Origin of the sequence: Aurantimonas aggregata, assembly GCF_010500835.1 — a bacterium.
In the GTDB taxonomy this organism is placed as follows: Bacteria; Pseudomonadota; Alphaproteobacteria; order Rhizobiales; family Rhizobiaceae; genus Aurantimonas; species Aurantimonas aggregata.
The window spans coordinates 502170-529157 of the sequence record NZ_JAAAMJ010000001.1 but is presented as its reverse complement, the minus strand read 5'-3'; the positions used below and the strand labels follow the sequence as shown (position 1 = coordinate 529157).

Here is a 26988-nt window from a genome sequence, read left to right as displayed (position 1 = left end):
TGCGCTCCGCCTCGATCTGCATGGTGGGAAAGGTTTGCCGGTAGTGTCAATGTTTCAGCAGACGATAGGCTCGCGGATCGCATTCGACGGTGTCGGCGTCCATAGCGGCCTGCCCGTCCAGCTCAGCCTGCTTCCGGCCGAGGCGAATACCGGCATCGTCTTCCACCTCTTCGATGGCAGCGAACTGCTGCACGAGATCAAGGCGACCTCCGCCAACGCCGCCCTCATCGACCTCGCGACCGTGGTCGGTGACCCGCGTGGCGCGCACGTGTCGACGATCGAGCATCTGATGGCCTCGCTCTACGCGATGGGCGTCGACAACATCGTCGTGCAGATCGATGCGCACGAGACCCCGATCATGGACGGCTGCGCCGCCGCCTTCATCGCGGCGATCCGCGAGGCCGGCACCGTCAGCCAGGCTTGCCGGCGCCGCTATCTGCGCGTCCTGAAGCCGGTGACGGTCGAGATGAACGGTGCATGGGCCGAGTATCGCCCGCACAACGGCACGCGCTTCGAGATCGAGATCGAATTCGACAGCCCGGTCATCGGGCGCCAGAGCTACAGCGCCGACCTCACGGCCGAGCGCTTCGCGCGGGACCTGTCGCGGGCCCGCACCTTCGGCTTCATGAAGGATGTCGAGCGGCTGTGGGCGGCGGGCTTCGCGCTTGGCTCCTCGCTCGAGAATTCCGTGGTGATCGGCGAGGACGGCCGGGTGATCAACCCGGAAGGCCTGCGCTACAAGGACGAGTTCGTCCGCCACAAGACGCTCGACGCGATCGGCGACCAGGCCCTGGCCGGTGCCCGGGTGCTCGGCTGCTACCGCTCCTATCGCGGTGGCCACAAGCTCAACGCGCTGGCGCTGCAGGCCCTGCTTGCCGACCATCGCGCCTATGAGATGATCGAGATGCCGTCGCGCCGGGTCGATCCCGTCCGCCACGCGCCGCTGGTCGCCGTTGCCGCGCCCGCCTATGGGCCGCAGACGCTCTGAAACGGGTCGTCCTGACGCAGCAGTCACAAAAAAGACCGCTTGGTGCGGCTTGAGCGTTGCCGGCATCAAAGGTCGGGCGTACACATGCCGGGCCTTTTGAAGGCAGGGGGTCGACGCATATGAGCAATCCGCAAACATCTCGGGCCGTCCCGCGCTCGCGCAAGGCGACGCTCGGACTGGCGACCGTTCTCGGGCTGGCCTTCGGCGGGCTTTCCGGCTGCATGTCGTCGGGCGGCAGCGACGTCGACGCGCTGGCGCTCGCCGCGCAGACCGAGCCGCCGGACGTTCTCTACAACCAGGGCCTGGCCAATCTCGAGGGCGGGCGCCTGAGCGAAGCGTCGGCCAAGTTCGAGGCGATCGATCGCCAGCATCCCTATTCGGAATGGGCCCGCAAGGCGCTGGTGATGGGCGCCTTCGCCAGCTACCGCAGTGGCAACTACGAAGAGGCGATCACCTCGGCGCGGCGCTATCTGTCGCTCTACCCGGGCTCCGAGGATGCCGCCTACGCCCAGTACATCATCGGCCTCGCCTATTACCGGCAGATCCCGGACGTCACCCGCGACCAGAAGGAATCGGCTCGGGCTGCCGCCGCCATGCGCGAGGTGATGGAGCGCTATCCCGATTCGGAATATGCCGAGGACGCCCGCACCAAGGTGCGCATCGCCCGCGACCAGCTGGCCGGCAAGGAAATGCAGGTCGGCCGCTATTATCTCGAGCGGCGCGAATATCTGGCGGCGATCAACCGCTTCAAGAACGTCGTCGACGTCTATCCGGAATCGCGCCAGGTCGAGGAGGCGCTTGCCCGCCTGACCGAGGCCTATTACGCGATGGGCCTGACCAGCGAGGCGCAGGCCTCGGCATCGGTGCTCGGACAGAACTTCCCCGATTCGCCGTGGTACCGCGACACCTACCAGTTGCTGCAGACCAAGGGCCTGGCGCCACGCGAAGGCGGGGCGAACTCGTGGTTCGCCAACGCCGGACGCATGATCACCGGCGCCTGAGCAGAGTCCATCGAGACGGTCGCGCTTGTGGCCTGATGCCAGGCACGACTCGGTAGAGACACGACAAAGGCCGTCTTCCCCGGAAGGCGGCCTTTGGTGTTTTCATGCCCTGCGGTTGGCGACAGGATGCCCTATCTTCGCATCGCTGTTGCTATCGCGGCGGCGCTTCACTACCGACAATCGGGCCATGCTGGTTCACCTTTCGATCCGCGACATCGTTCTCATCGAACGGCTCGATCTCGCCCTTGCGGCGGGACTTTCGGTGCTGACCGGCGAGACCGGCGCCGGCAAGTCGATCCTGCTCGACGCGCTGTCGCTCGCGCTCGGCGGGCGGGGCGACGGCGGACTGGTTCGCCATGGGGCGAAGCAGGGCGAGGTGACGGCGGTCTTCGACATCGCCGGCGATCATCGCGCCCGGGCGATCCTCGTCGAGAACGGCATCGAGGCCGATGGTGACGTGATCCTGCGCCGCGTCCAGAACGCCGACGGGCGCACGCGGGTCTTCGTCAATGACCGGCCGTCCAGCGTCGCGCTCATGCGCGACCTCGGCCAACTGCTGGTCGAGATCCACGGCCAGCACGACGACCGCGCGCTGATCGACCCGGCCGCCCACCGCCTGCTCCTCGACCAGTATGGTGGCCTGCAGGTCGAGGCCGAGGCGGTGGCGCGCGCTTATGCCGCCTGGAAGGATTGCGAGCAGGCGCTGCGTGAGCATCGCGCCCGCGTCGACGCCGCGCAGCGCGAGGCGGATTTCCTGCGCGCCGCGGTGGAGGAACTGTCGGACCTTTCGCCGATCGCCGGCGAGGAAGAGGAACTCGCCGAGCGCCGCCAGACGATGATGCGCTCGGAGAAGATCGCCACCGACGTCAGCGACGCCAATGAGGAACTGTCGGGACACGCTTCGCCGATCCCGCCGCTGGCGGGGCTCCTGAAGCGTCTCGCCCGCCGCCGCGACGAACTGCCCGGCCTGCTCGACCCGGCGATCGAGCGGATCGATGTGGCGCTCGACGCGCTGTCGGAGGCGCAGATGGCGCTGGCGGCGGCGTTGCGTGCGCTGGAGTTCGATCCGCGCGCGCTGGAGCAGGCCGAGGAGCGGCTGTTCGCGCTTCGCGCCGCGGGCCGCAAGTTCAACGTGCCGGTCGACGATCTGCCGGAGCTGACCGCCCGGATGATCGGCGATCTCGCCGATCTCGACGCCGGGGAAGACCGGTTGCACCGGCTGGAAGCGGAGGCGATCGAGAAACGCGCCGCGTTCGCGACGATCGCGGCGGCGCTGTCGGAAAAGCGCCAGGTCGCCGCGCGGCTGCTCGAAGGCGCAGTGATGGCGGAGTTGCCGGATCTCAAGCTGGAACGGGCCGCCTTCATCGTCGAGACGGCGACCGACCCGGAGCGGCCGTCCGCGGCGGGCATCGACAGCGTCGAGTTCTTCGTGCGGACCAATCCCGGCACGCGCCCCGGTCCGATGATGAAGGTCGCGTCGGGCGGTGAGCTGTCGCGCTTCCTCCTGGCGCTGAAGGTGGCGCTGGCCGACCGCGGCTCGGCGCCGACCTTGGTGTTCGACGAGATCGACACCGGCGTCGGCGGGGCGGTGGCGGACGCGATCGGGCGGCGGCTGGCGCGGCTGGCGGGCTCGGTGCAGGTGCTGGCGGTGACGCACGCGCCGCAGGTCGCCGCGCGTGCGACCAGCCACCTGCTGATCTCGAAGGCGACGGCCGACAGCGGCGAGGACCGGGTCGAGACGCGCGTCGCGACGATGGGCGAGGCGGGTCGCCGCGAGGAGATCGCGCGGATGCTGGCCGGCGAGAGCGTCACCGAGGAAGCGCGGGCGGCGGCCGCCCGGCTGATCGGCGCGGACGGCCGTTGAGGAGGCGGGGCGATGGCGCATGACAGCGTGATCCTCATCGCCGGCGCCGGGCCGGTCGGCCTTGCCGCTGCGGTCGAACTGACCCGCCGCGGCCTGCCGGTGCGGATCATCGATGCCGGCGAAGGGCCGACGCCGCCGGAGCAATCACGCGCGCTGGGAATCTTGCCGACGACGCTGGCGATCCTTTCCGCCTCGGGCGTGACCGAGCGGCTGCTCACCGAGGGCGCCCGGATCGGCGGCGCCGACATCGCGCGCGACGGACGCAAGCTGTTCTCCATCGAGCTTGCCCGCGCCCGCACGCCGACGCCCTTCATCCTGTCGCTGCCGCAGGGCCGGACCGAGCGGATCATGATCGACTGGCTGGCGGCGCGGGGCGTCGCGGTGGAATGGGGTCTCGGCCTCGACGACATCATCGACACGCACCGGCCGCAGGCCGTCCTGACGAACGGCGAGACGGTCGCGGCGCGGGCGGTGATCGGCTGCGACGGCATCCATTCGCGGGTGCGCGAGGCGGTCGGCATTCCCTGGCGCGGCGAGGGCTATCCGGGGGAGTTCTCGCTGGCCGACGTGCGTTTCTCGGCACCGATCGACGCCACCCGCGCCGAGGTCAACATCCGCAGCGGGATCGGCGCGTCGGCGCTGCTGCCGTTCGGAACGCACAGTGGGCGGTTCATCGGCGTCGGCGGTTCGCCGGAGGCGCTGTACGAGGGCGTCGAGGGCATCGAGGCGGTGACCTGGACGTCGCGCTTCACGGTTGCGTTCCGGCGTGCGGAACGGATGGCCAAGGGCCGGGTGTTCCTGGCGGGGGACGCCGCCCACGTGCATTCGCCGGTCGGCGGGCGGGGCATGAATCTCGGTATCTGGGACGCGGCGACGCTGGCTTTCCTCCTGGCCGAGGGCCGCGAGACCGAATACGAGACCAAGCGCCTGCCGGTGGTGGACCAGGTGCTGAAGGCGACGCGCCAGATGACCGACACGGTGAGCCAGCCGGGCGGCGCGGCCCTGCGGCTGCTGCCCTTTGCGATGCCATTGGCGGGGCGCGTGCCGACCATCGCACGGCGGATCGCCGAAAGGGTGCTGGCGCTCGACCTGCCGCAGCCGGAATGGCTGGCGGCCGATGCCGGACGGAACAGGGACGCAGGATGAGCGACACGCCGGTCGAGAAACTGACGGAGGGGGACGCCGCGGCGGAGCTCGAACGGCTGGCCGGCGAGATCGCCGCGCACGACCGACGCTATTATGCGGACGATGCTCCGAGCGTTTCGGATGCCGAATACGATGCACTGCGCCGGCGCAACAGCGCCATCGAGGCGCGCTTTCCGGGGCTGATCCGCGAGGATTCGCCGTCGGCGCGGGTCGGCACCGAAGTGTCGGAGAAGTTCGGCAAGATCCGTCACTCGATCCCGATGCTGTCGCTGGATAACGCCTTTTCCGACGAGGACGTGGCTGATTTCGGCAAGCGGGTCAGGCGCTTTCTGAAGCTCGACGAGGCGGCGCCGCTGGGCATCACCGCCGAGCCGAAGATCGACGGCCTGTCGCTGTCGTTGCGCTACGAGCACGGCGAACTCGTCTCGGCCGCGACCCGCGGCGACGGCACGACGGGCGAGGACGTCACCCGCAACGCCCGCACCGTCGCCGACATCCCGAACCGGCTGAAGGGTGATGTGCCGGACATCTTCGAGGTGCGCGGCGAGGTCTATATGAGCCATGCCGGCTTTGCCGCGCTCAATGCGAGCCAGGCCGAGGACGGCAAGCCGATCTACGCCAACCCGCGCAATGCCGCGGCCGGCTCGCTGCGCCAGCTCGACGCCGGAATCACGCGGCGCCGCAAGCTGAACTTCTTCGCCTATGCCTGGGGCGAGGCGAGCGCGGTGCCGGGCGAAACGCAGATGGACGTCGTTAAGGCGATGAAGGCGATGGGCTTCCAGACTCTCGACCTGATGAAGCGCTTCGAGACGATCGACGGTCTGATCGAGCATTACCACCAGATCGAGGCGGGCAGGGCGGGGCTCGGCTACGACATCGACGGCGTCGTCTACAAGGTCGACGATCTCGCCCTGCAGAAGCGGCTCGGCTTCGTCTCGCGCTCGCCGCGCTGGGCGATCGCCCACAAGTTCCCGGCCGAGCAGGCGACAACGGTGCTCCGCGACATCGAGATCCAGGTGGGACGGACGGGCGCGCTGACCCCGGTCGCCAAGCTCGATCCGGTCACCGTCGGCGGCGTTGTCGTGCAGAACGCGACGCTGCACAATGCCGAGGAGATCGAGCGGCTGGACGTGCGGGTCGGCGACACGGTGCAGATCCAGCGCGCCGGCGACGTGATTCCGCAGGTGCTCGGAATCGTGGCGGAGAAGCGCCCGGCGGGCACCGAGCCCTTCGCCTTCCCCGACACCTGCCCGTGCGAGCTGAAGACGCCGGTGGTGCGCGAGGAGACGGCGTCGGGCGCGCAGAGCGTCGTGCGCCGCTGCACCGGCGAGTTCGCCTGCCCATTCCAGCGCCGCGAGCACCTGAAGCTGTTCGTCTCCCGCAAGGCCTTCGACATCGACGGGCTGGGCGAGAAGCAGATCGACCTGTTCTACGACGATCCAGATTTCTCCGTGCGCACGCCCGCCGACATCTTCAAGATGCGGGGCAAGGATGCGGCGGGCCTGAAGAAGCTGAAGGACAAGGAAGGCTTCGGCGAGGTTTCGGCGCGCAACCTCTTCGATGCGATCGAGGCGCGGCGGACGATCGCGCTCGACCGGCTGATCTTCTCGCTCGGCATCCGCCATGTCGGCGAGGCGACGGCGAAGACGCTGGCGCGCGCCTATGGCAGCTTCGAGGCCTTCCACGAGGCGGCGCTGAAGGTCGCCGAGGGCGACGCGGAGGCCGCCGCCGAGATGGACGCGCTGGAGGATATCGGCGGGGCGGTGATCACCGCAGTGGCGCGGTTCTTCTCCGAGGAACACAATCGCCGGCTGGTCGAGGAGCTGGTGCGGGAGCTGACCATCGAAAGGGTCGAGAAGCCGGCAGCGACCTCGCCGGTCTCCGGCCAGACCATCGTCTTCACCGGCTCGCTGGAGCGGATGACGCGCGACGAGGCGAAGGCGATGGCCGAGGCGCTGGGCGCCAAGGTGGCGGGTTCGGTGTCGAAGAAGACCGACCTCGTCGTCGCCGGCCCCGGTGCCGGCTCGAAGCTCAAGAAGGCCGCCGAGTTCGAGATCGAGGTGATCGACGAGGACGCGTGGTTCGTGCGGATCGGGCGGGGCGGCGAGGCGGGCTGAGCCGCCGTCGCCGTCCGATTATCCGGCCGAGGCGACCCGTGCCTCTTCCTTCGCGACGATCCGGTAGTGGATCGGCTTGAAGCTGCCGCCGTTGCTGGCGGGGGCCGAACAGGCGGTGAGGCCGATAACGAGGTCCATCTCGGCCCGGAAGGCGATGTGATCGCCGGCCTTGCTGAGCGGCGGCAACACCTTGAAGCGGCCGGTCTTGCCGTCGACGGGCACGTTCATGAAGCAGTTGAAGGCGACCGGAATGGCGTCGGCGGTCACGCCATACGGCGCAAGGGCCGCAGCGAGATTGCCGTGGCAGCCCTGGTGCGGCGGCTCGTTCTCGTAGCAGAGACGGAATGTCGCTTCGCTGCACGGCGTCAGCAGGAAGTCGTGGCGGCCGACCGTGTCCTCGACGATCTCCAGCATGACGTTCGAGCGGTTGGAATAGAGCTTGTCGCCGGTGGTGAGGTAAATACGCTCGGCGTAGTCGAGCGTCCGGCCGGAGGACAGCATCTCTTTTATGTCGTCAAGCGAGACCGCGAGCAGATCGGCAACCTGGCCGCCTTCGGGATCGATGACGATCAGCTCCTCGCCGGCCTTCAGCTCGAAGGCGGTGCCGCTGCGGGGCGCGATGTGCCGGCTGCGTCCGTTGTCGCTCACGATGCGCGCCTGACGTCTGGGGTTTCCTCGTTGGCGACGGGCAGGACCGTCTCCTGCTTGCGGGAGAACGGGCAGGTCCATTCGGGGCCGACGGCACGGCCGCTATACTGGCGCGCCTCGGAGATCGTGCCGTGGCGGGCCAGCATCGGGTTGGGCTCGCCAGCGAGCTTCACGTCACGGTCGATGATCGCCTCGCGGAGCTTCTCGTAACGGTTCGCCTCGCGCAGCATCTCGAACTGGTTGTGCAGGTTGAACACCATCGTGGGGTGGGCGAAGCGCCGCGCCGGCCGGCTGGCCTTGGGATGCAGGCCGACGACGAAGAAGGCCTCGCCGCCGAAGCTCAGCGAGAAATGCTGGTCGGCCGGGTCGGAACTGACGCGCGGATCATGCTTCTGGCCGCGCCAGGCATCCTTGTCGGCAAGCGACTGGATGCGCGTCCACAGGCTCTGCTCGAATGCTTCCTCGGTCAGGTCGTACGGGCCCTCGAAGATCACCGCGAAGCTGGTGAACAGCATCGGCTCCTGGCTGTATTCCCAGGCGAAGTTCATCAGCCGGTCCTGGATCTCGACGTCGTTCCAGGCACTGTCGATGCTGCGGGCCGTGTGGATCGTCATGCGGCCGCGCTGCAGCGCCGACTTCGCCCCGACGCAGGGAAAGCCCTGGTCCATGATGAAGCTGCGCAGCTCGGCTTCGAGCGGGTCGGCCTCGGGCGGGGACGCGGTGATGTCGTCGTTGACGCTATGGGTACTGGGCATGGGGAGAGGAGCGCCTCGTTCAGGGGACTCCGAAACAGGCTGCATCCCGGATGGTTCCGGTATTCGCTTGCCAGCTACGACTCCAGGCAAAGGCCAGACGGTCGCACGGAGGTGGCAGCCGCAATTGCCCGCGGCCGCCATTGAAAGCTACTTCCGCAGCCGCTCGGCGTGCCAGCCGAGATGGTCGGCCATGAAGGTCGAGATGAAGAAGTAACTGTGGTCGTAGCCCGGCTGGCGGCGCAGCGTCAGCTTGATGCCGGCATCGCTGCAGGCCTTTTCGAGGCGTTCCGGCTGCAGCTGCGCGGCGAGGAAATTGTCCGCCTCGCCCTGGTCGACCAGAAGGTCGGCGACCCGCGCGCCGTCCTCGATCAGCGCCACCGCGTCGTGCTTGCGCCAGGCCGCGCGGTCCTCGCCGAGATAGCCGGGGAGGGCCTTCTGGCCCCAGGGCACTTCGCTCGGTGCGACGATCGGAGCGAAGGCCGAGACGGCCTTGTAGCGGTCCGGATAGGTCAGCCCGATGGTCAGCGCGCCGTGGCCGCCCATGGAATGGCCGAGGATCGACTGGCGCGCCGTATCCACCGGAAACTCCGCGGCGAGGAGCGCCGGCAGTTCCTCGGTGACGTAGGACCACATGCGGTAGTTTTTCGCGAAAGGCTCCTGCGTCGCGTCGACATAGAAGCCGGCGCCGAGGCCGAAATCATAGGCGGCTTCCGCATCGTCCGGCACGCCGTCGCCGCGCGGGCTGGTGTCCGGCGCGACGAAGATCAGGCCGAGCTCGGCGCAGGCGCGCCGGTACTCGCCCTTGTCCATGACGTTGGCATGGGTGCAGGTGAGGCCCGAGAGATACCAGACCACCGGCAGCTTCGCGCCCGGTGCATGATCCGGCACGTAGACCGCGAAGGTCATGTCGGTGCCGGTGGCGGCGGACGCATCGCGATAGACGCCCTGCGTGCCGCCGAAGGCTTTCGCCGTCGAGACGGTCTCCATCAGAACACCACCACGGAGCGGATCGACTTGCCCTCGTGCATCAGGTCGAAGCCCTTGTTGATCTCCTCCAGCGTCAGTGTGTGGGTGATCATCGGGTCGATCTGGATCTTGCCGTCCATGTACCAGTCGACGATCTTCGGCGTGTCGGTGCGCCCGCGCGCGCCGCCGAAGGCCGAGCCCTTCCAGACTCTTCCGGTGACCAGCTGGAACGGCCGGGTGGCGATCTCCTTGCCGGATTCGGCCACGCCGATGACCACCGAGACGCCCCAGCCGCGATGGCAGGCCTCGAGAGCCTGGCGCATCACCGTGGTGTTGCCGGTGCAGTCGAACGTGTAGTCGGCGCCGCCGTCGGTCAGGGCGACGAGGTGCTGGACGATGTCGCCGTCGATCTCCTTCGGATTGACGAAATGCGTCATGCCGAAGCGGCGGCCCCACTCTTCCTTGTCCGGATTGATGTCGACGCCGATGATCTTGTCGGCGCCGACGAAGCGGGCGCCCTGGATGACGTTCAGGCCGATGCCGCCGAGGCCGAAGACGACGACGTTGGCGCCCGGCTCGACCTTGGCGGTGTTGACCACGGCGCCGACGCCGGTGGTGACGCCGCAGCCGCAATAGCAGGTGGTCTTGAACGGCGCGTCCTGGCGGATCTTGGCGACGGCGATCTCGGGCAGGACGGTGAAGTTCGAGAAGGTCGAGCAGCCCATGTAGTGATGGATCGCCTGGCCCTTGTAGGAGAAGCGCGTGGTGCCGTCCGGCATCAGGCCCTTGCCCTGGGTGGCGCGGATCGCGGTGCAGAGATTGGTCTTGCCGGAAAGGCAGGACTTACACTGGCGGCACTCTGGCGTGTAGAGCGGGATGACGTGGTCGCCGGGCTTCACATAGGTGACGCCGGCGCCGACTTCGCGCACGATGCCCGCGCCCTCGTGGCCGAGGACGGATGGGAACAGGCCCTCGGAATCGAGTCCGTCGAGCGTGTAGGCGTCGGTGTGGCAGATGCCCGTCGCCATGATCTCGACCAGTACCTCGCCGGCCTTCGGGCCTTCCAGGTCGAGCTCGACGATCTCGAGCGGTTTCTTGGCCTCGAACGCCACGGCGGCTCTGGTCTTCATGCGTCTCTCCGAAATCTTGGTGCCGGGCTTCTGCTAGCGGTTTCGGGCCGGCTTGCAAACCCTGCGGCGGCTGCTGCGGGATGACCAGATCGGAGTCCGATCGGCGGCCGCTGCCGCATGGCAGCCGGGCCACGGTGACGGGAGAACTCGTTGATAAGGCGCGATGACGGGTTGCGGCAGAGTCGGGGGAAGCGGAGATTGGCTTTCTACGAACGGGAATCGCTCATGTCCTTCAGTCCGCCGCGCTGCCTGCGCACCGGCCTCTTCACGCTGCTTATGCTCACGGCTCCCGGTGGGGTCGCGCTGGCGGCGCAGACCGTGGAGACACCCCTCGCGCCGGGCGTCACGACCCCGGCCCAGGCGCTGGCGACGCCGATCATCGCGGCCAACGACGTCGCGGCCGTCGCCGAGATCGCCCGCGGTTACGGCGAGGCGGAGGAGACCACGGCGCAGAACGGCGATCCGGTCATCGTCGGCCAGATGAACGGCATCGGCTATCAGCTGTTCTTCCTCGAATGCGCCGCCAACCGCGACTGCAAGGTGCTGGATTTCTACGCCATCTGGGACACGCCAGGGGTCGAGCTTGCTGTCATCAACGACTGGAACCGCATGCAGCCGTTCAACAAGGCCTATCTAGGCGAGGACGGCCTGCCGGTGATCGAGCTGAACCTGTCGCTGGTCGGCGGACTGACGCGGCCGCAGCTGGTCGATGCCTTCGATCGCTGGGCGGTGGCCCTCGCCGAGTTCCAGCGCACGGTCGTCGAAGGCGCGCTCTAGCGCCATCGTCGGCTGTCCGGCAGGCCCAAGCTTCCGCTTGCCTCTGCCGGGCGCCGGGCGTAATCCGCCTCTCGGGCCGCCAGCCGGCTCTCCCGCCGCATCGATCCCAGCCGAGTGTCCGCTTGACCCAATCCACCCGCCTGGAGATCCGCGCCGCTCTGCGCCAGCTGCTGCCGGTCATGCTGGCGGTGATGCCTTTCGGCATGGTCTACGGTGCGGTCGCGGTCGCCGAAGGCCTGACGCTCTGGCAGGCGATGGGCTTTTCGATCGCGGTCTATGCCGGGGCCTCGCAGCTCGCCGCGCTGCAGATGATCGGTGTCGCCGCGCCGATCTGGTCGGTGCTGCTGACGGTGGTCGCGCTGAACTTCCGCCACGTGCTCTATTCGGCATCTGTCGGCCGGCATCTCACCCGGTTCAGCCCGCTGGAAAAGGCTGCGGCGTTCTTCCTGCTCACCGATCCGATGTTCGGGGCAGCCGAGGCGCGGGTGCTGCAGCGGCCGCTGACCAAGACGTTCTACTTCGCCTACGGGATCCTGCTCTACCTCGTGTGGATCGGCTCGACGCTGATCGGCGCGGTGTTCGGCTCGATGATCGGGGATTCGGAGAAATACGGGCTGGATTTCGTCCTGCCGGTGTATTTCCTGGCGCTGCTGATGACCTTCCGTGGCCGCAGCGCCTTCTATCTCGTGGCGCTGAGCAGCGCCGCGGTTTCACTTATCGTCTTCGCGACGCTCGGCCCGCCCTGGCACGTCACGATCGGCGGGCTTGCCGGCGTTCTGGTCGCGGCGATCGCGCCGCCGAAGCGGCGGGCCGAGATGGCGGACGGCGATGACTGAGATCTGGCTGATTATCGTTCTGGCCGGCGCCCTGACCTACCTGACGCGGGCCGGCGGGCATCTGCTGCTGGCCCGCTTCGGGCGGATTCCGCCGCGCCTCGACGCGGCGCTGAACGCGGTGCCGGCCGCCGTGCTGACGACGATCGTGACGCCCGTGCTGGTGGCGGGCGACTGGCCGGAGCGCGTGGCGATCGTCATCTGCGTCGCGCTGTCGCTGCGCCTGCCACTGATTGCCACCGTGGCGATCGGCACGACCATGGTGGCGCTGGCCCGGGCCGCGGGGTTCTGAAACGCGGCGGGAAGCCGTAGCGTCCCGCCGCTGAAGCTCAGGCTTCCTGGATTGCCGAAAGCTTCCAGTCGCCGCCGCGCTGGCGCACGAAGGTCCACAGCTCGGTGGCCTCGGTCGGCGCTTCGGGATCGCCTTCGACGATTTCGCCGGTCGTGCGATCACGCATCACGTCGATGCACGAGAAGCGCATGGCGACGCTGGCATAGTCGCTCGGGCCTTCGCGCCATGCCTCGGCGAGATCACCCTGCTCGAGCTTGACGTCGAGCACGTCGTTCTTGCGGCCCGACGTGGCGTTGTCCGACAGTTCCTCGGCGAGATAGGACATCACCTCCGGCGTCGTCAGCTGGCGCAGTGCCGCGTAGTCCTCGCGGGAGAAGGCAGCCTGCACGGCGACGAGGCGCTGCTCGAAGGTCTCGAGATCCTGATCGGTGATGCCGATCTCGTCCGAGCCGCTGGCCACGGGCGCGGCCGCTGCGCTGGGGCCTGCGGCACCGGCAGCTGCGCCGGCGCCGGCGCCCGAGCCGATCGATGGGATGCGGAAGCTGCCCGCGCCGGCGGCCGGCGGCGCGTCGTCATAGGCGCGGCGCTCGTTGCGATTGCCGGAGGAAGCTCGGGCCGGGGTCGGCGCCGAACGGCCGCGGAACAGCCGGATCAGCAGCATGGCGCCGAGGCCGATCAGCAATGCCTGGACGAGCAGCGCCAGGAAGCCGCCCATGCCGCCAAAGCCGGTTCCCAGCAGCATGCCGAACAGCCCGCCGAGCATGAGGCCGCCGAGCAGGCCGCCGCCAAGACCGCCGAACATGCCCGGACGCCGTGCCTGCGCACCAGCCTGGCCGGCGGCGGCGCCCGGCTGGGCAGCGGAAGGCTGGGTCATCGTGCGGTTGACCGGCGCGGTGACGTTCGGCGCGGTCTGCGTCGCCGGAGCGCTCTGGAACGTCCGCCCGCCGCGGCTGCCGAAGCTGCCGCCGCGCCGCGCGTCGGCAAAGTCGACGGCGACGAAGGAGAAGACGAGGAAGAGACTGGCAAAAAGGGCGCCGAAGCGCAGGCGGCTGGGCATCAAGGGGATCCGTCAGGTTGTCGTTAGGAGGACATATGGGAAGGGCCGGCGGTAGGCGCCACGGCTCGGGTGAATAATCACAAGAGACGCCTAACGCGAGAGCGTGCGCGTCGCCGCCTCGATGCCCTGGAGCGTCATGGGATACATGCGGTCGTCGGTCGCCTCGCGGATCATCGCGATGGACTGCGTCCAGTCCCATTGCGCCCGCGGCACCGGGTTCAGCCACGCCATGCGCGGCCACTGGCGGGAAAAACGCGACAGCCAGACCGATCCCGGTTCGGCGTTCCAGTGCTCGACCGAGCCGCCGGGCATCACGATCTCGTAGGGGCTCATCGACGCATCGCCGACGAACACCGCGCGGTAGTCCGGGCCGAAGCGGTTGATCACGTCCTGGGTCGCAATCGTCTCGGCATGGCGGCGGCGATTGTCCTTCCACAGCCGCTCATAGGGGCAGTTGTGGAAGTAGAAGAACTCGAGGTGCTTGAGCTCCGACCGCGCCGCCGAGAACAGCTCCTCGACGACCCGGACGTGGTCGTCCATCGACCCGCCGACGTCGAGGAAGAGCAGGACCTTCACCGCATTGCGCCGTTCCGGGCGGGTCTTGACGTCGAGATATCCGTGCTCGGCCGTGGCGCGGATCGTGCCGGAGAGGTCGAATTCCTGCTCGGCGCCGTCGCGGACCCAGCGCCTGAGCCGCTTTAGCGCGATCTTGATGTTGCGGGTGCCGAGCTCGACGCCATCGTCGAGATCGCGGAACTCCCGCCGGTCCCAGACCTTGACGGCGCGCCGGTGCCGGCTCTCGGCCTGGCCGATGCGCACGCCTTCGGGGTTGTAGCCATAGGCGCCGAAGGGCGAGGTGCCGCCGGTGCCGATCCATTTGGAGCCGCCCTGGTGGCGGCCCTTCTGCTCTTCCAGGCGCTGCTTCAGCGTCTCCATCAGCCTGTCGAAGCCGCCGAGGCTTTCGACCAGCTGTTTCTCCTCGTCGGTGAGGTGCTTCTCGGCGAGGCGCCGCAGCCATTCCGCCGGCAGTTCGCGGGGATCGAGGCCGGCGTCACCCGCCGCGGCAACGGATTCGACGCCCTTGAAGACTTCGGCGAAGACCTGGTCGAAGCGGTCGATGAAGCGCTCGTCCTTCACCAGCGTGGCGCGTGCCAGGTAGTAGAAGCCCTCGACGTCGAAGCCGACGAGATCGGCGCGCATCGCGTCGAGCAGCAGCAGATGCTCGCGCAGCGTGACCGGCACGCCGGCGGCCTTGAGCTTGAGGAAGAGGGTCAGGAACATAAGCCAAGCCTAGGGCAGGCAGCGGGTCGTGTCATCGGCGAAGCGCCCGCAGGCTTGCCAGGCGCCGGCGCAACCGGCCACATGGGGCCCTGGAGGATGTTTCATGCGGCTGTCGCTCGTCCTGGCTTTGATCGCCGTCGCCGCGCTCGCACTCGGCCTGTACTGGCTGTGGACGCCCGAGCGGTCGCGCGCCGAACTGGAGGCGGCCTATCTCGATGCGCCGGGAGACATGGTCGAGGTGGACGGCGTGTGGCTGCATGTCCGCGACAGCGGGCCGCGCGAGGCGCCGGCGCTGATCATGCTGCACGGCTTCGGCTCGAGCCTGCACACCTGGGAGCCCTGGGCCAAGGCGCTGAGCGATCGCTACCGCGTCGTGCGCTTCGACATTCCGGGGACGGGGCTCTCGGGCGTTGATCCTACCGGCGACTACACTGACGAGCGCACGCTCGCCGTGTTGGGGGCGCTGATGGACCGGCTCTCTATCGACAAGGCGACGCTGGTCGGCAACTCCATGGGCGGGCGCTTTGCCTGGCGGTTTGCCGCGGCGCATCCGGAGCGGGTGGAGAAGCTGGTGCTGATCTCGCCGGACGGTTTCGCCAGCCACGGGCTCGAATACGGCAAGCGGCCCGACGTGCCGGCCATGGTGCAGCTGATGCGCTACGTGCTGCCGCGGGCGATGCTGCGGATGAACCTGGTGCCGGCCTATGCCGACCCGTCACGGCTCTCGGAAGAAACGGTCGACCGCTATTACGACCTGCTGCTGGCGCCTGGTGCCCGCGACGCCACGATCGCCCGGATGGGGCAGGTGGAACTCGTCGAGCCGCCGCCGTTGCTGGCGACGATCTCCGCGCCGACCCTGCTCGTGTGGGGCGAGAAGGATGCGATGATCCCCGTCGCCAACGCCGCCGACTACCAGGCGGCGCTGCCGGACAGCCGGCTCGTCGTCCTGCCGGATCTCGGCCACGTTCCGCACGAGGAGGCGCCTGCCGAGGCGCTGGCACCGGTCGCGGCGTTTCTCGACGAGGGGCGGGCGTGAGGTTTCTCCGTCGCCGTGCAGCGGGATAGCGTGACGGCGCGGCGCTTGTCGCAGCTGCGCCAATGGCGTATATGAGACCGTGGATGTACGAGGTCGAAATCGGCGAGACGGAGCGTTTTCGGATCGATTGCGGGCTCTACGGGCTGGAGGCAGAACGCTACGAGCAGGCGTTGCGTATCCTGCGGTCCGATCCTGTGATCGGCAAGCAGCGCCCGGATTCGCCCGCCCTATGGGATTGGTCGTTTCGGTCGCTGCGGATTACCTATGCACTGTCCGACCAGATCGACCGGATCGTCCTGTTGCGGGTGGTGCCGCTGGAATCCCCGGTGGCACGGCCGATCCAGGCGGTTCTGAAAGCGATCCGCGTGATCAACGACGTGAAACGGCTGTTTGGACTTTGAGGCGATGACGAAGCGTGTACCGGTCGAGACCCAGGAAGAAGCCGACGCACATCTGGTCGAATCCCTCGAGCAGGCGCTGAAGTGGTTCGAGGGAGATGACTCCGATGTCGTCGTCCACCGCTTCACGGTGGCAGTGCCGGACATTGCGAAGCTGCGGCGCAAGCTCAAGCTGACCCAGGACGCCTTTGCCGGCAAGATCGGCGTGCCGGTGGCGACGCTGCGCAACTGGGAGCAGGGGCGGCGCTACCCGACCGGGCCGGCGCGCGTGCTGCTGAACGCGCTCGAACGCGAGCCGAAGGCGGTGATGGCCGCCATCGCCGCCTCGGAGACGGTGGAAGCGGCGGAGTAGGGAGCGGCAGGAGGCCGGCCCGTTCGTGACTCCCCACGCCGAAGACGGCCGCAATGGAGCCGACGGTAGACGGCTCCCGCCAACATCTCCCCCGCGTCATCCCCTGGCTTGACCGGGGACCCATACCTCGGTGTTTCCGACGCACGTTCGTCTCAGGAAAGGCGCCCTCTTCGTCACCGATTGGGCAGCTTCGGCGGCTGGCAAGGGGCCCCGGGGCAAGCCCGGGGATGACGCCGCGAGGGAGGGGGCGGCCTTGCCGGCGACGGGATGCACCCCTCTCTTGCCTTTTCTGCGACTTGGCCCTCGGCAAGCCTCGGGGCCAAGACCGCGAAAAGGCTTTCTCTCCCTCAAGGGGAGAGAGGGCGGATCATCGCCGACGCCGCGCGCCCTCTCCCCCCTTGAGGGGGAGAAAGCGATTTCATCGTCTTAGGGCCGCAGGTCCTAAGACGATGAAATCGCAAGAGAGGGGTTGCTTCCGCAACCGCTACGCCCGCCGGCGACGCCCACCATCACCCCGGCACATTGATCTCGCCCGTCAGATACAGCACCGCCTCGCCGGCGACGACCACCGTGTCGCCGTCGAGTTGGCAGCGCAGCGTGCCGCCGCGGCGCGAGACCTGGCGAGCGAGGAAGTCGGTCTTGCCGAGCTTCTCGGCCCAGTAGGGCACCAGCGAGCAATGCGCCGAGCCGGTGACAGGGTCCTCGTCAATGCCGGCCTTGGGCGCGAACATGCGCGAGACGAAGTCGATGCCCGAGCCGGGCTCGCCCGCTGCGGTGGCAACGACATTGAGCGGCGGGAGCGCGGCGAGGGCGCGGAGATCGGGCGCAAGCGCGGTGATGTCGGACTGGCTGGCGAACACGGCGAGCCAGGACGTGTCGCCGGGTACCGCGAAGATCACCGCCTCGCTCGGCCGGGCACCGAGCGCTGCCGCCAGCGCGTCCAGGCCCGCGGCGTCGACGGCTTCGACCGTGTGGCGGCGCGGCAGCCGCATGACGAACCAGCCGTCGTCGTCGCGCGTGACCGTCAGTTCGGCGGACTGGCGCGTCACGAAGGTCAGCGTCGGGGCGGTCTCGCCGAGGCATTCGGTGAGGACATAGGCGGATGCCAGCGTCGCGTGACCGCAGAGCGGCACCTCGACCGCCGGGGTAAACCAGCGCAGCTCCCAACGCGCGTCGCCGGCCGGCACGAGGAAAGCGGTCTCGGCGAGATTGTTCTCGGCCGCGATCGCCAGCATCGTCGCGTCGGGCAGCCAGGCTTCGAGCGGTACGACGGCCGCCGGGTTGCCGGAAAACAGCCGATCGGTGAAGGCGTCGACCTGGTAGAGGGGAAGCGTCGGCATGGTGATCTCGCGGGTGTTGGACAGGCAGGGCTTGTGGCCCCGCCCGAGCGGCGCGACCAGCGAATTCTCGTGATGGCCGCGATCACCGGCGCTGATGGCCGCCGGGGCCCGGTTCAGGTCTTGCGCTGGTACTTGATGAAGGGCGTCTTCTCGCCGATCCGGTCGTAGAGCTGGCGTGCCGTATGATTGAAATCCTGCGTCATCCAATAGACGCTGGGGCAGCCCTCTGCGTCGGCGGCGGCATAGACCGCCTCGATCAGCGCCCGGCCGACGCCGGTGCCGCGCACGTCCGGATCGGCGTAGAGATCCTGGAGATAGCAGACATTCTCGACGCGCCAGCCGTGGCGGTGGAAGAGGTAGTGCGCGAGGCCGACCGGCCGGCCATCGACCTCGGCGATCAGGCAGCGATACTCGCTGGCCTCGCCCGACAGCATCCGCGCGAAACTGCTGGCGTAGACTGCTTCGGAGACGCTGGTCCCATAGAAGTCGAGATAGGCCGTCCAGAGCCGGCGCCATTCGGCTTCATCGGCGGGGGCGAGGGGGCGCATCGACACGGCGCTCATCCCCGGCCTCGCGACATAAATGCCAGCCGCTCGAAGAGATGCACGTCCTGCTCGTTCTTGAGCAGCGCGCCGGCCAGCTTCGGCAGGCCCTTGCTCGGGCTCTCGCGCAAATCCTTGGCCTCGATGTCCTCGGCGACGAGCAGGCGAATCCAGTCCAGCGCCTCGGAGGTGGAAGGCTTCTTCTTCACGCCCGGCTGTTCGCGGATTTCGTAGAACTGGGTGAGGGCGGCGCGCACGAGGTCCTGCTTGATGCCCGGATGATGGACGTCGACGATCCGCGCCAGCGTTTCGGGATCGGGGAACTGGATGTAGTGGAAGAAGCAGCGGCGCAGGAACGCGTCCGGCAGCTCCTTCTCGTTGTTTGAGGTGATGATCACGATCGGCCGGTGCTTCGCGCTGATCGTCTCGTCGGTCTCGTAGACGTCGAACGCCATGCGGTCGAGCTCCTGCAGGAGATCGTTGGGGAACTCGATGTCGGCCTTGTCGATCTCGTCGATCAGCAGCACCACGCGCTCCTCCGAGGCGAAGGCCTCCCAGAGCTTGCCGGGGCGGATGTAGTTGCGGATGTCGTTGACCCGCGCATCGCCGAGTTGGCTGTCGCGCAGCCGCGAGACCGCGTCGTATTCGTAAAGGCCCTGTGCCGCCTTGGTGGTGGACTTCACCGTCCACTGGATCAGCCGCAGGCCGAGGGCCGCGGCGATTTGGAAGGCGAGCTCGGTCTTGCCGGTGCCGGGCTCGCCCTTGACCAGCAGCGGCCGCTCCAGCGTGATCGCGGCATTGACTGCGACCATCAGATCCTTGCCGGCGACATAGCTCTCGGTTCCGGTAAAGCGCATGCGTGTCGTCCCTTCCATGTCCGGCCAACCATAGGTGCCGTGCCAAGCGATGCAAGCCGAAGCGTGGACGCGATGTTTGCACTGCAGCACTTGGTCGAAAGCGCGGCAGGCGCTATCTCGGCGACGCCATGCGCGGGCTCCTCTCGCGCTTTGGGGACCAGTGATGCGCCAGACCCGAGACTCCGAGGCCGCTGCCGCGGCCCTTTCCGCCGACGAGTTGGCGGTGCCTGCGCCGCGCGGCCTCGGGACGGTGCTGACCGTGCTGTTCGCCGCCGCATCCGGCGCGCTGGCGGCCAATCTCTATTACGCCCAGCCGCTGGTCGCGCTGATCGGCGCCGATACCGGTCTTCCAGTCAGCGCCGAGAGCTCCCTCGTGACGCTGGCGCAGATCGGCTACGCCGTCGGCCTGGTGCTGCTGGTGCCGCTCGGCGACGTCCTCGAGAACCGCCGTCTGATCCTCGCCACCATGGCCGCCAACGTCGTGGCGCTGGCTGGGCTCGCCTTTGCGCCGGGGCTGGCGCTCCTGTTCACCGCGATGCTGGCCGTCGGCATCACCTCGACGGCGGCGCAGATGATCGTGCCGCTGGCCGCCAATCTGGCGCCGGCCGAGGAGCGCGGCGCGGTCGTCGGCAACGTCATGAGCGGCCTGCTGCTCGGCATCCTGCTGGCGCGGCCGCTGTCGAGCTTCCTCGCCGAGTTCGTTGGCTGGCGCGGCGTCTTCGGCCTGTCGGCCGGCGTCATCGCGGCCCTCGGCCTCGCAGCGCTTTTCCTGCTCCCCGAGCGCCGGCCCGAGGGAACGCGCGGCTACGGCGCGCTGATCGCCTCGCTCGGCCGGCTGTTCGTCAATCAACCGGTGCTGCGGCGGCGGGCGCTCTATCACGCCGCGATGTTCGCGGCGTTCTCGCTGTTCTGGACGGCGACGCCGATCCTCTTGCTGCGTGAGCCCTACGGCTTCAGCCCCGGCGGCGTGGCGCTGTTCACCCTGGCGGGGGTGCTCGGCGTCCTTGCCGCCCCGATCGCCGGCCGGATGGCCGATCGTGGCTACACGCGTGCGGGAACGGCCGTCGCGATCGGGACGGCGGTGCTGGCGTTCGGGCTGGCGCTGTTCGGCGAAAGCTCGCTGGCCGCCCTTGTCGCCGCCGGCATCCTGATCGACCTTGGGGTGCAGGCCAATCTCGTCCTCGGCCAGCGGGAGATCTACCAGCTCGACGACACGATCCGCAGCCGGCTGAACGCCGTCTACATGACGACGTTCTTCCTCGGGGGCGCGCTCGGCTCGGCGCTGACCAGCCCGGTGCTGGAGGCGTTCGGCTGGCAGGGCATCTGCCTGATCGGCATCGCCATGCCGGCGACGGCGCTGGCGTATTTCCTGGTGGTCGACCGCCCAGCGTGACGGGTGACGCCAGGATACTGGCGAGAGGCGACGGAGCGGGGTATGATCCAGCCATGAACCCGCCCGTGTTCCCTCGGACCGCGAAATTCACGCTCGGCGGCCTCCTTGCCGGGATCGCCATCGTGTCCGCCGTCGCCACCTTCGGCTGGGCGCGCCACGGCGAGCAGATCTTCGTCGCGATGCTGCAATCGGGCTGGATGACCTGCTTCTGAGGCCACGCGCGCATTCGTGAGCGGCGTTGGGCGATGGAATATCGCGCGCCTGGCGCCAGTCGTGCTATCGCCGGTCCACAACACCGACAGACAAGGAGCGGACCCCGGAATGGCGGGATCCGACGACAGCCATGAGCACCACCACCATGATCCGCACCGGCCTCTGGGCCATGGCGGCGCTGATCGCCGGCGCCATGGCTGCCGTCTTCTTTCTGTATGGTTCGGCGGGAACGGACGGGTCGGCCGTCGCCGAGGGGCCTTACGGCTCGTCCTTCCAGCTCGTCGACCAGGATGGTGCGCCAGTGACCGAGGCCGATCTTCGCGGCACGCCCGCCGCGGTCTTCTTCGGCTTCACCCATTGCCCGGACGTCTGCCCGACGACGCTCTACGAGCTCTCCGGCTACCAGAAGCAGATCGCGGCCGAGGGCGGCGAGCTGAAGGTGGTGTTCGTCACCGTCGATCCCGAGCGCGATACGCCGGCGATCATGAAGGACTACGTTTCGGCGGTCTCGCCCGACATCACCGCGCTGACCGGCTCGCCGGAGAACGTCGCGGCGATGCTGAAGGGCTGGGGCGTCTATTCGCGCAAGGTCGGCGAGGGCGAGGACTACACGATGGACCACACCGCCACGACCTTCCTTCTCGACGCCGACGGTGCGCTGGCTGGCACGCTCGCTTATGGCGAAAACCCGGAGACGGCCAAGGCCAAGCTCGAACGGCTCACCGGCGTCTGAGCCGCGCGGTCGTTACGATCGCCGACGGCTCTTCCCACGCTGCCCTGCCGAGCTAGTTTCGGCGCATCATCTGAATTCACGAAGCGTGGAAAGCGGGGTGCCGGAGCGGTACCGGCGTCTCGCGGCTGACCCTGGAACCGTTTTACATGCACGATCTCGCCCTACAGCTCGCGATCATCGGCGTTGCCGGCATTGCTGCGCAATGGATCGCCTGGCGCCTGCAGATCCCGGCCATCGTGCTGCTGCTGGCGGTCGGCCTGGTGTTCGGGCCGCTCACCGGCTTCATGAACCCGCGCGCCGATTTCGGCGAGCTGTACACGCCGCTGGTGTCGACGGCGGTGGCGATCATCCTGTTCGAGGGCGGGCTGACGCTGAACTTCCGCGAGATCCGCGAGACCTCGACGGCGGTCCGCCGCATCGTCACGGTGGCGGGACCGCTGATCTGGCTGATGACCGCGCTGGCGGCGCATTACATCGGCAATCTCAGCTGGCCGACGGCGATCATCCTCGGCGGCCTGCTCGTCATCACCGGCCCGACGGTGATCATGCCGCTGCTGCGCCACGCCAAGCTGAAGAACCGGCCGGCCTCGATCCTGCGCTGGGAGGCGATCGTCAACGACCCGATCGGGGCGCTGTTCGCGGTCCTCGCCTTCGAAGTCTACCTGGTCATCCACACCGGCCACCAGGCCGAGAACCTCGTCTTCACCGTCCTGTTCGCTCTGGTGATCGCCATTCCGGGAGGCATCGCGGCCGGCCGCTTCCTCGCCTGGATGTTCTCCCGCGGCGAGGCGCCGGAATATCTCAAGGCGCCGATCCTGCTCGCCGCTGTGGTGGGCATGAACTCCGTGACCAATCTCGTGCTCGAGGAGGGCGGGCTGCTGACGGTGACGGTCATGGGCATCACCATGGCCAATTCCCGCATCGCCAGCCTTGCCGATCTGCGCCGGTTCAAGGAGACGATCACCATCCTCCTCGTCTCCGGCCTGTTCATCATCCTGACGGCCTCGCTGCAGCCAGAAGTCATCGCCAGCCTCGAATGGCGCGTGCTCGGCTTCCTGGCCGTGGTGCTGTTCGTGATCCGGCCGCTGGCGGTGTTCCTCGCGACGATCGGCGCGGGCCTCTCCTGGCGCGAGCGGGCGCTGGTTGGCTGGATCGCGCCGCGCGGCATTGTCGCGACGGCGGTCGCCGGCCTGTTCGGCTCGACCCTTGCCGATCTCGGCGTCGTCGATGGCGACCGGATGATCGCCTATGTGTTCGCCGTCGTCGCGGTGACGATCCTGCTGCACGGCTTCACGCTCGGGCCGTTGTCGCGGCTGCTCGACCTGCGCTCGTCGGACAGGCCGGGCATCCTGATCGTCGGCGCGTCGCGCTTCACCGTCGCACTGGCGCGGCGCCTGAAGGCGCAGGACGTGCCGGTGCTGATCGCCGACGCCAACTGGTCGCGGATCTCGCGGGCGCGGCTCGCCGAGATCGATGCCTGGTACGGCGAGGTGCTGTCGGAGGCTGCCCACCACAACCTCAACCTGTCGCAGTTCGATTATCTGCTCGCGGCCACCGACAACGAGGCCTACAACGCGCTGGTCTGCACCGATTTCGGTCCCGAGATGGGGCGCTCGGACGTCTACCAGATCGGCAAGATCGCCGACTCCGATCGCCGTGCGATGAACTTCACCATCGGGGGCCAGCCGCTGTTCCAGCCAGCCAAGGGCTTCGCCGAACTGCGCGATCTCCTCGTCGACGGCTGGAACTTCCAGGCGACGCGGCTGACCGAGGAATTCGAGTATGAACGATATCTGGAGACCCGGGCCGAGGGCACGCATGTGATGCTGTGGATCCGGCCATCGGGCGCACTCGTCTTTGCCGCCAGCGAGGGCTCGGGCACGCCGTCCGAGGGCGACACGATCATCTCCTTCGGTCCCAAGCGCGCGGAACGCGAGCAGGAGAAGATCGTCAAGGCGACGACGACGGAACGCGAGGCGCGCGCCGAGAAGGCCCGCCAGACCGCCGACGCGGTAAAACCCGGGGAGGTCGCCGGCTGATGGCGCAGGTCCGCTACCATCTCGTCGCCGGCAAGGCCGAAGCCGAGCGCATCTACGCCGCGCTGGACGCCGCCTTCGAGGACGAGGGCGCGCCGGTGGCGATGTCCGAAGTCGACGAGGCGGCCGAACGGTTCGAGGTCTCGGCCTATCTCGATGTCGCCGATGGCGAGGACCGGATGCGGGATGTCGCGGCCGCGCTCGGCCGTGAGAGCACCGACGGGATCAGCCGCGAGGACCTGCCGGACCGCGACTGGATGGCCGATGTCCTCGCGGCCCTGAAGCCGGTGCGGGCGGGGCGCTTCATCGTCCATGGCGCGCATGACCGCGACAAGGTGGCGGCCAATGATCTCTCCATCGAGATCGAGGCCGGCCAGGCCTTCGGCACCGGCCATCATGGCACGACGGCCGGCTGCCTTTCGGCCATCGGCCGGATCGTGACGCGCCGGCGGCCGCGCAACGCGCTCGACCTCGGCACCGGCAGCGCCGTGCTGGCGATCGGCATCGCCAAGCTGGCGCGGGTGCCGGTGCTGGCCACCGACATCGATCCGGTGGCGGTGCAGGTCGCCGCGGCGAACGTCGCCGGCAACCATGTCACGCCCTTCGTCAAGACGGCTGTGGCCACCGGCTTTCGCGCGCGCGCCATCGCCGACCGGGCGCCCTACGACCTCATCGTGGCGAACATCCTCGCCGGACCGCTGATGCGTCTCGCGCCTGAATTCGCCCGGCACCTCGCATGGGGCGGCGACGTGATTTTGTCGGGGATTCTCGTCAGCCAGCGCGACCGGGTGCTGGCGAGCTTTCGCATCCAGGGCCTCTACCATCGCCAGACGCTGGTCCGCGGCGAGTGGGTGACGCTGCACCTGACGCGCTGAAGCGCTTAGCCCAACGCCAAACGCCGGCGGGTGACCGCCGGCGTTTCAGAATATCGTCAAAGCTTTGGGCTGGAAGCCCGGCGCCTTATCGGCGCTCGGGGGCCTGGCCATCGAACAGCGATTCGTGCGCGTTGCTGCCGAAATCGTCGAAGCCGTGGATCGAGTGATGCTGCGCAATGTAGCGCCGCGCCTGCCGCTCGCGCGCCTCGATGACGCGGTCGAGGACGTTGCGCATGAAGCCCTTGGAATTGCCGGACTGGCGAAGCGACAACTGGGTGAAACTGGTGGCCATGGGTGGTCTCCTGGGTGAAACGAGTGCCTCCCGACAGGTTTGAATATGCGGCTTTGCCGGGCGCTCCGGTAGAGTCGTTCCTGCATAGGTCCATCCCGCCTGCTGCAATGCAGCATGATCGCGATGTTAAGCCGGCGTTAAGCTTTCCGGCCGCGGCCCGGGCGCCTATGGTGCGGCCGCCGCGCGGGTGTGGCGCCGGCGAATTGGTGACGGCGGAAGAGTGAGAGTGATGTTCCAGAATTTCGATGCAGCGAGCGACAGCAGCGGCTCGGCAGAGCGGGTCGGACGGTTGCGGGCAGCCCTCGCCGAGGCGGGGCTGGACGGCTTCCTCGTGCCGCGGGCCGACGAGCACCAGGGCGAGTACATCCCGGATTCGGCCGCGCGTCTCGAATGGCTTACCGGCTTCTCGGGCTCGGCCGGGACGGCGCTGGTCCTCGCCGACCGGGCGATGATCCTCTCCGACGGCCGCTACACGCTGCAGGTCCGCACGCAGGTCGATCTGGCGGTGTTCGAGCCGGTGTCCTCAGTGGAGACGCCGCTGGCCGAGTTCCTCCCGGTGGCCGCCGCCGGCAAGCGGATCGGCTACGATCCGTGGCTGCACACGCAGGGCGAGATCCGGACGCTGACCAAGGCGCTGGAAAAGACCGGCGGGACGCTGGTGCCGACGCGGGGCAACCCGATCGACCGGATCTGGAACGACCGGCCGGCGCCCCCGAAGGGCGCTGCGATGGTCCACCCGGAGCGATTCGCCGGAAAGGCGGCGGCGGACAAGCTGGCGGAAATGGCCGAGAAGCTCGCTGATGCCAAGGCCGACGCGACACTGCTGACCGATCCGGCGTCGATCGCCTGGAGCTTCAACCTTCGCGGCTCCGACGTGCCGCACACGCCGCTGATGCTGGCCTTCGCGATCCTGCGGCGCGACGGGCGGCCGACGCTGTTCGTCGATGCCGAGAAGCTGGATTCGGCCCTGCGCGACCATCTGGCGCCGCTCGCCGATATTGCCGCGCCGGATGATTTCGAAGCCGCGGTGCGGCGCGAGGCGGCGGGCCGGGCGATCGGCGTCGACCCGCAGCTCGCTGCGGTGCGGCTTGCCACCCTCGTCGAGGAGGCGGGCGGCACGGTGGTCGAGATGGCCGATCCCGCCCGGCTGCCGCGCGCCATTAAGAACGACGGCGAAATCGAGGGCGCACGGGCGGCGCAGCGCCGCGACGGCGCGGCTGTCACGCGCTTTCTCGCCTGGATCGACGGCCAGGCGCCGGGCAGCGTCACCGAGATCGGCGCGGCCGAGAAGCTCGAGGCGCTGCGGGCCGAACAGGGCGAGCGCGACGGCCAGTCCCTCCGCGAGATCTCGTTCGACACCATCGCCGGTGCCGGGCCGAACGGCGCGATCGTGCATTACCGGGTCAACCGCGAGACCGACCGGACGCTGGAGGCCGGCAGCCTGTTCCTGCTCGACTCAGGCGCCCAGTACCAGGACGGAACCACCGACATCACCCGCACCATGCCGATCGGCGAGCCGACCGACGAGATGCGGCAGAAATTCACGCTGGTGCTGAAGGGGATGATCGCGATCTCGACGGCGCGTTTTCCGAAAGGCACGCGCGGCGTCGATCTCGACCCCCTGGCGCGCATCGCCCTGTGGAAGGCGGGATGCGACTATGCCCACGGCACTGGTCACGGCGTCGGCTCGTTCCTCGCCGTGCACGAGGGGCCGCAGTCGATCTCCAAGCGCGGCATGGCGGTGCTGGAGGCGGGCATGATCCTCTCCAACGAGCCCGGCTACTACCGCGAGGGGGCCTACGGCATCCGCATCGAGAATCTGGTGCTGGTGGAGCCGGCGGCGCCGATCGAAGGCGGCGACCTGCCGATGCACGGTTTCGAGACGCTGACGCTGGCGCCGATCGACCGGCGGCTGGTCGCGCCGGCGCTGATGAGCCCCGAGGAAATTGTCTGGCTCGACGCCTATCATGCCGGCGTCGCGGCGGCGCTGGCGCCGCTGCTGTCCGATGAGGACGCTGCCTGGCTGGAGGCGGCGACGCGGCCACTGGCAGCCACCGCCTGACGCA

The 26988-nt window shown here is 68.5% G+C and carries 27 protein-coding genes; 17 read left to right on the top strand and 10 right to left on the bottom strand.

The features are described 5' to 3' along the window. Window positions 1-49: 49 nt before the first annotated feature. The 5 genes from lpxC (at window position 50) to ligA (ending at window position 7116) form a co-directional block, all read left to right on the top strand. The gene (lpxC, locus tag GTW51_RS02390; protein WP_203565841.1) at window positions 50-988 is read left to right on the top strand and encodes a UDP-3-O-acyl-N-acetylglucosamine deacetylase; all 939 of its coding nucleotides are present in this window, start codon (window positions 50-52) and stop codon (window positions 986-988) included. 119 nt (window positions 989-1107) lie between these two features. Then, complete coding sequence (locus GTW51_RS02385; protein WP_163042259.1) at window positions 1108-1989, top strand: outer membrane protein assembly factor BamD; 882 nt, start codon at window positions 1108-1110, stop codon at window positions 1987-1989. Between the two features lie 187 nt (window positions 1990-2176). Further along, the gene (gene recN / locus GTW51_RS02380) at window positions 2177-3853 is read left to right on the top strand and encodes a DNA repair protein RecN (RefSeq protein WP_163042258.1); all 1677 of its coding nucleotides are present in this window, start codon (window positions 2177-2179) and stop codon (window positions 3851-3853) included. A gap of 12 nt (window positions 3854-3865) precedes the next feature. Beyond that, a complete protein-coding gene (locus GTW51_RS02375) occupies window positions 3866-4999 on the top strand; it encodes an FAD-dependent oxidoreductase (protein WP_163042257.1) in 1134 nt (377 codons plus the stop codon). Continuing rightward, window positions 4996-7116 carry an NAD-dependent DNA ligase LigA gene (gene ligA, locus GTW51_RS02370; RefSeq protein WP_163042256.1) on the top strand — a complete coding sequence of 707 codons (2121 nt, stop codon included), beginning with the start codon at window positions 4996-4998 and terminating at the stop codon, window positions 7114-7116. Before GTW51_RS02375 ends, ligA begins: the two co-directional genes overlap by 4 nt. A gap of 18 nt (window positions 7117-7134) precedes the next feature. On the opposite strand, the gene GTW51_RS02365 is transcribed toward ligA, so the two are convergent. The 4 genes from GTW51_RS02365 to GTW51_RS02350 form a co-directional block, all read right to left on the bottom strand. Beyond that, window positions 7135-7764: a DUF1989 domain-containing protein gene (locus tag GTW51_RS02365; protein ID WP_425483218.1), complete on the bottom strand. Its 630-nt coding sequence runs from the start codon at window positions 7762-7764 to the stop codon at window positions 7135-7137. Further along, the gene (gntA, locus tag GTW51_RS02360; protein WP_163042254.1) at window positions 7761-8519 is read right to left on the bottom strand and encodes a guanitoxin biosynthesis heme-dependent pre-guanitoxin N-hydroxylase GntA; all 759 of its coding nucleotides are present in this window, start codon (window positions 8517-8519) and stop codon (window positions 7761-7763) included. Before gntA ends, GTW51_RS02365 begins: the two co-directional genes overlap by 4 nt. 147 nt (window positions 8520-8666) lie before the next feature. After that, complete coding sequence (gene fghA, locus GTW51_RS02355) at window positions 8667-9506, bottom strand: S-formylglutathione hydrolase (RefSeq protein ID WP_163042253.1); 840 nt, start codon at window positions 9504-9506, stop codon at window positions 8667-8669. Continuing rightward, on the bottom strand, window positions 9506-10615 hold the full coding sequence (locus GTW51_RS02350; RefSeq protein WP_163042252.1) for an S-(hydroxymethyl)glutathione dehydrogenase/class III alcohol dehydrogenase: 1110 nt from the start codon (window positions 10613-10615) through the stop codon (window positions 9506-9508). Before GTW51_RS02350 ends, fghA begins: the two co-directional genes overlap by 1 nt. 225 nt (window positions 10616-10840) lie before the next feature. On the opposite strand from GTW51_RS02350, the gene GTW51_RS02345 reads away from it, so the two are divergent. From GTW51_RS02345 to GTW51_RS02335, 3 genes are all read left to right on the top strand, one after another. Further along, window positions 10841-11392, top strand: coding sequence for a YbjN domain-containing protein (locus GTW51_RS02345; RefSeq protein WP_163042251.1), 552 nt, complete (start codon window positions 10841-10843; stop codon window positions 11390-11392). Window positions 11393-11514: 122 nt separating this feature from the next. Continuing rightward, a complete protein-coding gene (locus GTW51_RS02340; RefSeq protein WP_163042250.1) occupies window positions 11515-12228 on the top strand; it encodes an AzlC family ABC transporter permease in 714 nt (237 codons plus the stop codon). Next, on the top strand, window positions 12221-12517 hold the full coding sequence (locus GTW51_RS02335) for an AzlD family protein (RefSeq protein ID WP_163042249.1): 297 nt from the start codon (window positions 12221-12223) through the stop codon (window positions 12515-12517). The genes GTW51_RS02340 and GTW51_RS02335 overlap by 8 nt, the downstream gene beginning before the upstream one ends. A gap of 37 nt (window positions 12518-12554) precedes the next feature. On the opposite strand, the gene GTW51_RS02330 is transcribed toward GTW51_RS02335, so the two are convergent. Further along, window positions 12555-13577, bottom strand: coding sequence for a Tim44 domain-containing protein (locus GTW51_RS02330; protein WP_425483217.1), 1023 nt, complete (start codon window positions 13575-13577; stop codon window positions 12555-12557). A gap of 87 nt (window positions 13578-13664) precedes the next feature. Beyond that, window positions 13665-14855 (bottom strand): vWA domain-containing protein, encoded by a 1191-nt coding sequence (locus GTW51_RS02325; protein ID WP_163042247.1) that lies wholly within the window; start codon window positions 14853-14855, stop codon window positions 13665-13667. Window positions 14856-14958: 103 nt separating this feature from the next. On the opposite strand from GTW51_RS02325, the gene GTW51_RS02320 reads away from it, so the two are divergent. The 3 genes from GTW51_RS02320 to GTW51_RS02310 all read left to right on the top strand — a co-directional run bounded on the left by GTW51_RS02320 (window position 14959) and on the right by GTW51_RS02310 (window position 16641). Then, window positions 14959-15891: an alpha/beta fold hydrolase gene (locus GTW51_RS02320; RefSeq protein WP_163042246.1), complete on the top strand. Its 933-nt coding sequence runs from the start codon at window positions 14959-14961 to the stop codon at window positions 15889-15891. Window positions 15892-15974: 83 nt separating this feature from the next. Beyond that, window positions 15975-16292: a hypothetical protein gene (locus GTW51_RS02315; RefSeq protein ID WP_163042245.1), complete on the top strand. Its 318-nt coding sequence runs from the start codon at window positions 15975-15977 to the stop codon at window positions 16290-16292. Between the two features lie 4 nt (window positions 16293-16296). After that, window positions 16297-16641: a helix-turn-helix domain-containing protein gene (locus GTW51_RS02310; protein WP_163042244.1), complete on the top strand. Its 345-nt coding sequence runs from the start codon at window positions 16297-16299 to the stop codon at window positions 16639-16641. A 509-nt stretch (window positions 16642-17150) separates the two neighbouring features. Here GTW51_RS02310 and GTW51_RS02305 read toward each other — a convergent pair. The 3 genes from GTW51_RS02305 to GTW51_RS02295 form a co-directional block, all read right to left on the bottom strand. Continuing rightward, window positions 17151-17981, bottom strand: coding sequence for a PhzF family phenazine biosynthesis protein (locus tag GTW51_RS02305; RefSeq protein ID WP_163042243.1), 831 nt, complete (start codon window positions 17979-17981; stop codon window positions 17151-17153). 113 nt (window positions 17982-18094) lie between these two features. Then, on the bottom strand, window positions 18095-18544 hold the full coding sequence (locus tag GTW51_RS02300) for a GNAT family N-acetyltransferase (RefSeq protein ID WP_163042242.1): 450 nt from the start codon (window positions 18542-18544) through the stop codon (window positions 18095-18097). Continuing rightward, the gene (locus GTW51_RS02295; protein WP_163042241.1) at window positions 18541-19380 is read right to left on the bottom strand and encodes an AAA family ATPase; all 840 of its coding nucleotides are present in this window, start codon (window positions 19378-19380) and stop codon (window positions 18541-18543) included. Before GTW51_RS02295 ends, GTW51_RS02300 begins: the two co-directional genes overlap by 4 nt. A 163-nt stretch (window positions 19381-19543) precedes the next feature. On the opposite strand from GTW51_RS02295, the gene GTW51_RS02290 reads away from it, so the two are divergent. The 5 genes from GTW51_RS02290 to GTW51_RS02270 all read left to right on the top strand — a co-directional run bounded on the left by GTW51_RS02290 (window position 19544) and on the right by GTW51_RS02270 (window position 24630). Next, a complete protein-coding gene (locus tag GTW51_RS02290; RefSeq protein WP_163042240.1) occupies window positions 19544-20773 on the top strand; it encodes an MFS transporter in 1230 nt (409 codons plus the stop codon). Between the two features lie 53 nt (window positions 20774-20826). After that, complete coding sequence (locus GTW51_RS02285; RefSeq protein ID WP_203565840.1) at window positions 20827-20985, top strand: hypothetical protein; 159 nt, start codon at window positions 20827-20829, stop codon at window positions 20983-20985. Window positions 20986-21116: 131 nt separating this feature from the next. After that, window positions 21117-21719, top strand: a complete 603-nt coding sequence (locus tag GTW51_RS02280) for an SCO family protein (RefSeq protein WP_163042238.1) — start codon at window positions 21117-21119, stop codon at window positions 21717-21719. Between the two features lie 146 nt (window positions 21720-21865). Further along, the gene (locus GTW51_RS02275) at window positions 21866-23758 is read left to right on the top strand and encodes a cation:proton antiporter (RefSeq protein ID WP_163042237.1); all 1893 of its coding nucleotides are present in this window, start codon (window positions 21866-21868) and stop codon (window positions 23756-23758) included. Next, window positions 23758-24630: a 50S ribosomal protein L11 methyltransferase gene (locus tag GTW51_RS02270; RefSeq protein WP_163042236.1), complete on the top strand. Its 873-nt coding sequence runs from the start codon at window positions 23758-23760 to the stop codon at window positions 24628-24630. Before GTW51_RS02275 ends, GTW51_RS02270 begins: the two co-directional genes overlap by 1 nt. A gap of 85 nt (window positions 24631-24715) precedes the next feature. Here GTW51_RS02270 and GTW51_RS02265 read toward each other — a convergent pair whose 3' ends face one another. Next, a complete protein-coding gene (locus GTW51_RS02265; protein ID WP_163042235.1) occupies window positions 24716-24922 on the bottom strand; it encodes a hypothetical protein in 207 nt (68 codons plus the stop codon). Between the two features lie 229 nt (window positions 24923-25151). Here GTW51_RS02265 and GTW51_RS02260 point away from each other — a divergent pair, with 229 nt between their 5' ends. Continuing rightward, window positions 25152-26984 (top strand): aminopeptidase P family protein, encoded by a 1833-nt coding sequence (locus GTW51_RS02260; protein ID WP_163042234.1) that lies wholly within the window; start codon window positions 25152-25154, stop codon window positions 26982-26984. Window positions 26985-26988: the final 4 nt, after the last annotated feature.

Bases quoted from the DNA above. Each gene is read 5' to 3' on its own strand.
- GTW51_RS02300 (WP_163042242.1), bottom strand. From the start codon at position 18,544: ATGAGCGCCGTGTCGATGCGCCCCCTCGCCCCCGCCGATGAAGCCGAA.
- GTW51_RS02320 (WP_163042246.1), top strand. From the start codon at position 14,959: ATGCGGCTGTCGCTCGTCCTGGCTTTGATCGCCGTCGCCGCGCTCGCA.
- GTW51_RS02285 (WP_203565840.1), top strand. From the start codon at position 20,827: ATGAACCCGCCCGTGTTCCCTCGGACCGCGAAATTCACGCTCGGCGGC.
- GTW51_RS02265 (WP_163042235.1), bottom strand. From the start codon at position 24,922: ATGGCCACCAGTTTCACCCAGTTGTCGCTTCGCCAGTCCGGCAATTCC.
- GTW51_RS02270 (WP_163042236.1), top strand. From the start codon at position 23,758: ATGGCGCAGGTCCGCTACCATCTCGTCGCCGGCAAGGCCGAAGCCGAG.
- gntA (WP_163042254.1), bottom strand. From the start codon at position 8,519: ATGCCCAGTACCCATAGCGTCAACGACGACATCACCGCGTCCCCGCCC.
- recN (WP_163042258.1), top strand. From the start codon at position 2,177: ATGCTGGTTCACCTTTCGATCCGCGACATCGTTCTCATCGAACGGCTC.
- GTW51_RS02335 (WP_163042249.1), top strand. From the start codon at position 12,221: ATGACTGAGATCTGGCTGATTATCGTTCTGGCCGGCGCCCTGACCTAC.
- GTW51_RS02280 (WP_163042238.1), top strand. From the start codon at position 21,117: ATGAGCACCACCACCATGATCCGCACCGGCCTCTGGGCCATGGCGGCG.
- ligA (WP_163042256.1), top strand. From the start codon at position 4,996: ATGAGCGACACGCCGGTCGAGAAACTGACGGAGGGGGACGCCGCGGCG.
- GTW51_RS02385 (WP_163042259.1), top strand. From the start codon at position 1,108: ATGAGCAATCCGCAAACATCTCGGGCCGTCCCGCGCTCGCGCAAGGCG.
- GTW51_RS02350 (WP_163042252.1), bottom strand. From the start codon at position 10,615: ATGAAGACCAGAGCCGCCGTGGCGTTCGAGGCCAAGAAACCGCTCGAG.
- GTW51_RS02260 (WP_163042234.1), top strand. From the start codon at position 25,152: ATGTTCCAGAATTTCGATGCAGCGAGCGACAGCAGCGGCTCGGCAGAG.
- GTW51_RS02375 (WP_163042257.1), top strand. From the start codon at position 3,866: ATGGCGCATGACAGCGTGATCCTCATCGCCGGCGCCGGGCCGGTCGGC.
- GTW51_RS02275 (WP_163042237.1), top strand. From the start codon at position 21,866: ATGCACGATCTCGCCCTACAGCTCGCGATCATCGGCGTTGCCGGCATT.
- GTW51_RS02345 (WP_163042251.1), top strand. From the start codon at position 10,841: ATGTCCTTCAGTCCGCCGCGCTGCCTGCGCACCGGCCTCTTCACGCTG.
- GTW51_RS02290 (WP_163042240.1), top strand. From the start codon at position 19,544: ATGCGCCAGACCCGAGACTCCGAGGCCGCTGCCGCGGCCCTTTCCGCC.
- GTW51_RS02305 (WP_163042243.1), bottom strand. From the start codon at position 17,981: ATGCCGACGCTTCCCCTCTACCAGGTCGACGCCTTCACCGATCGGCTG.
- GTW51_RS02310 (WP_163042244.1), top strand. From the start codon at position 16,297: ATGACGAAGCGTGTACCGGTCGAGACCCAGGAAGAAGCCGACGCACAT.
- GTW51_RS02315 (WP_163042245.1), top strand. From the start codon at position 15,975: ATGTACGAGGTCGAAATCGGCGAGACGGAGCGTTTTCGGATCGATTGC.
- lpxC (WP_203565841.1), top strand. From the start codon at position 50: ATGTTTCAGCAGACGATAGGCTCGCGGATCGCATTCGACGGTGTCGGC.
- GTW51_RS02325 (WP_163042247.1), bottom strand. From the start codon at position 14,855: ATGTTCCTGACCCTCTTCCTCAAGCTCAAGGCCGCCGGCGTGCCGGTC.
- fghA (WP_163042253.1), bottom strand. From the start codon at position 9,506: ATGGAGACCGTCTCGACGGCGAAAGCCTTCGGCGGCACGCAGGGCGTC.
- GTW51_RS02295 (WP_163042241.1), bottom strand. From the start codon at position 19,380: ATGCGCTTTACCGGAACCGAGAGCTATGTCGCCGGCAAGGATCTGATG.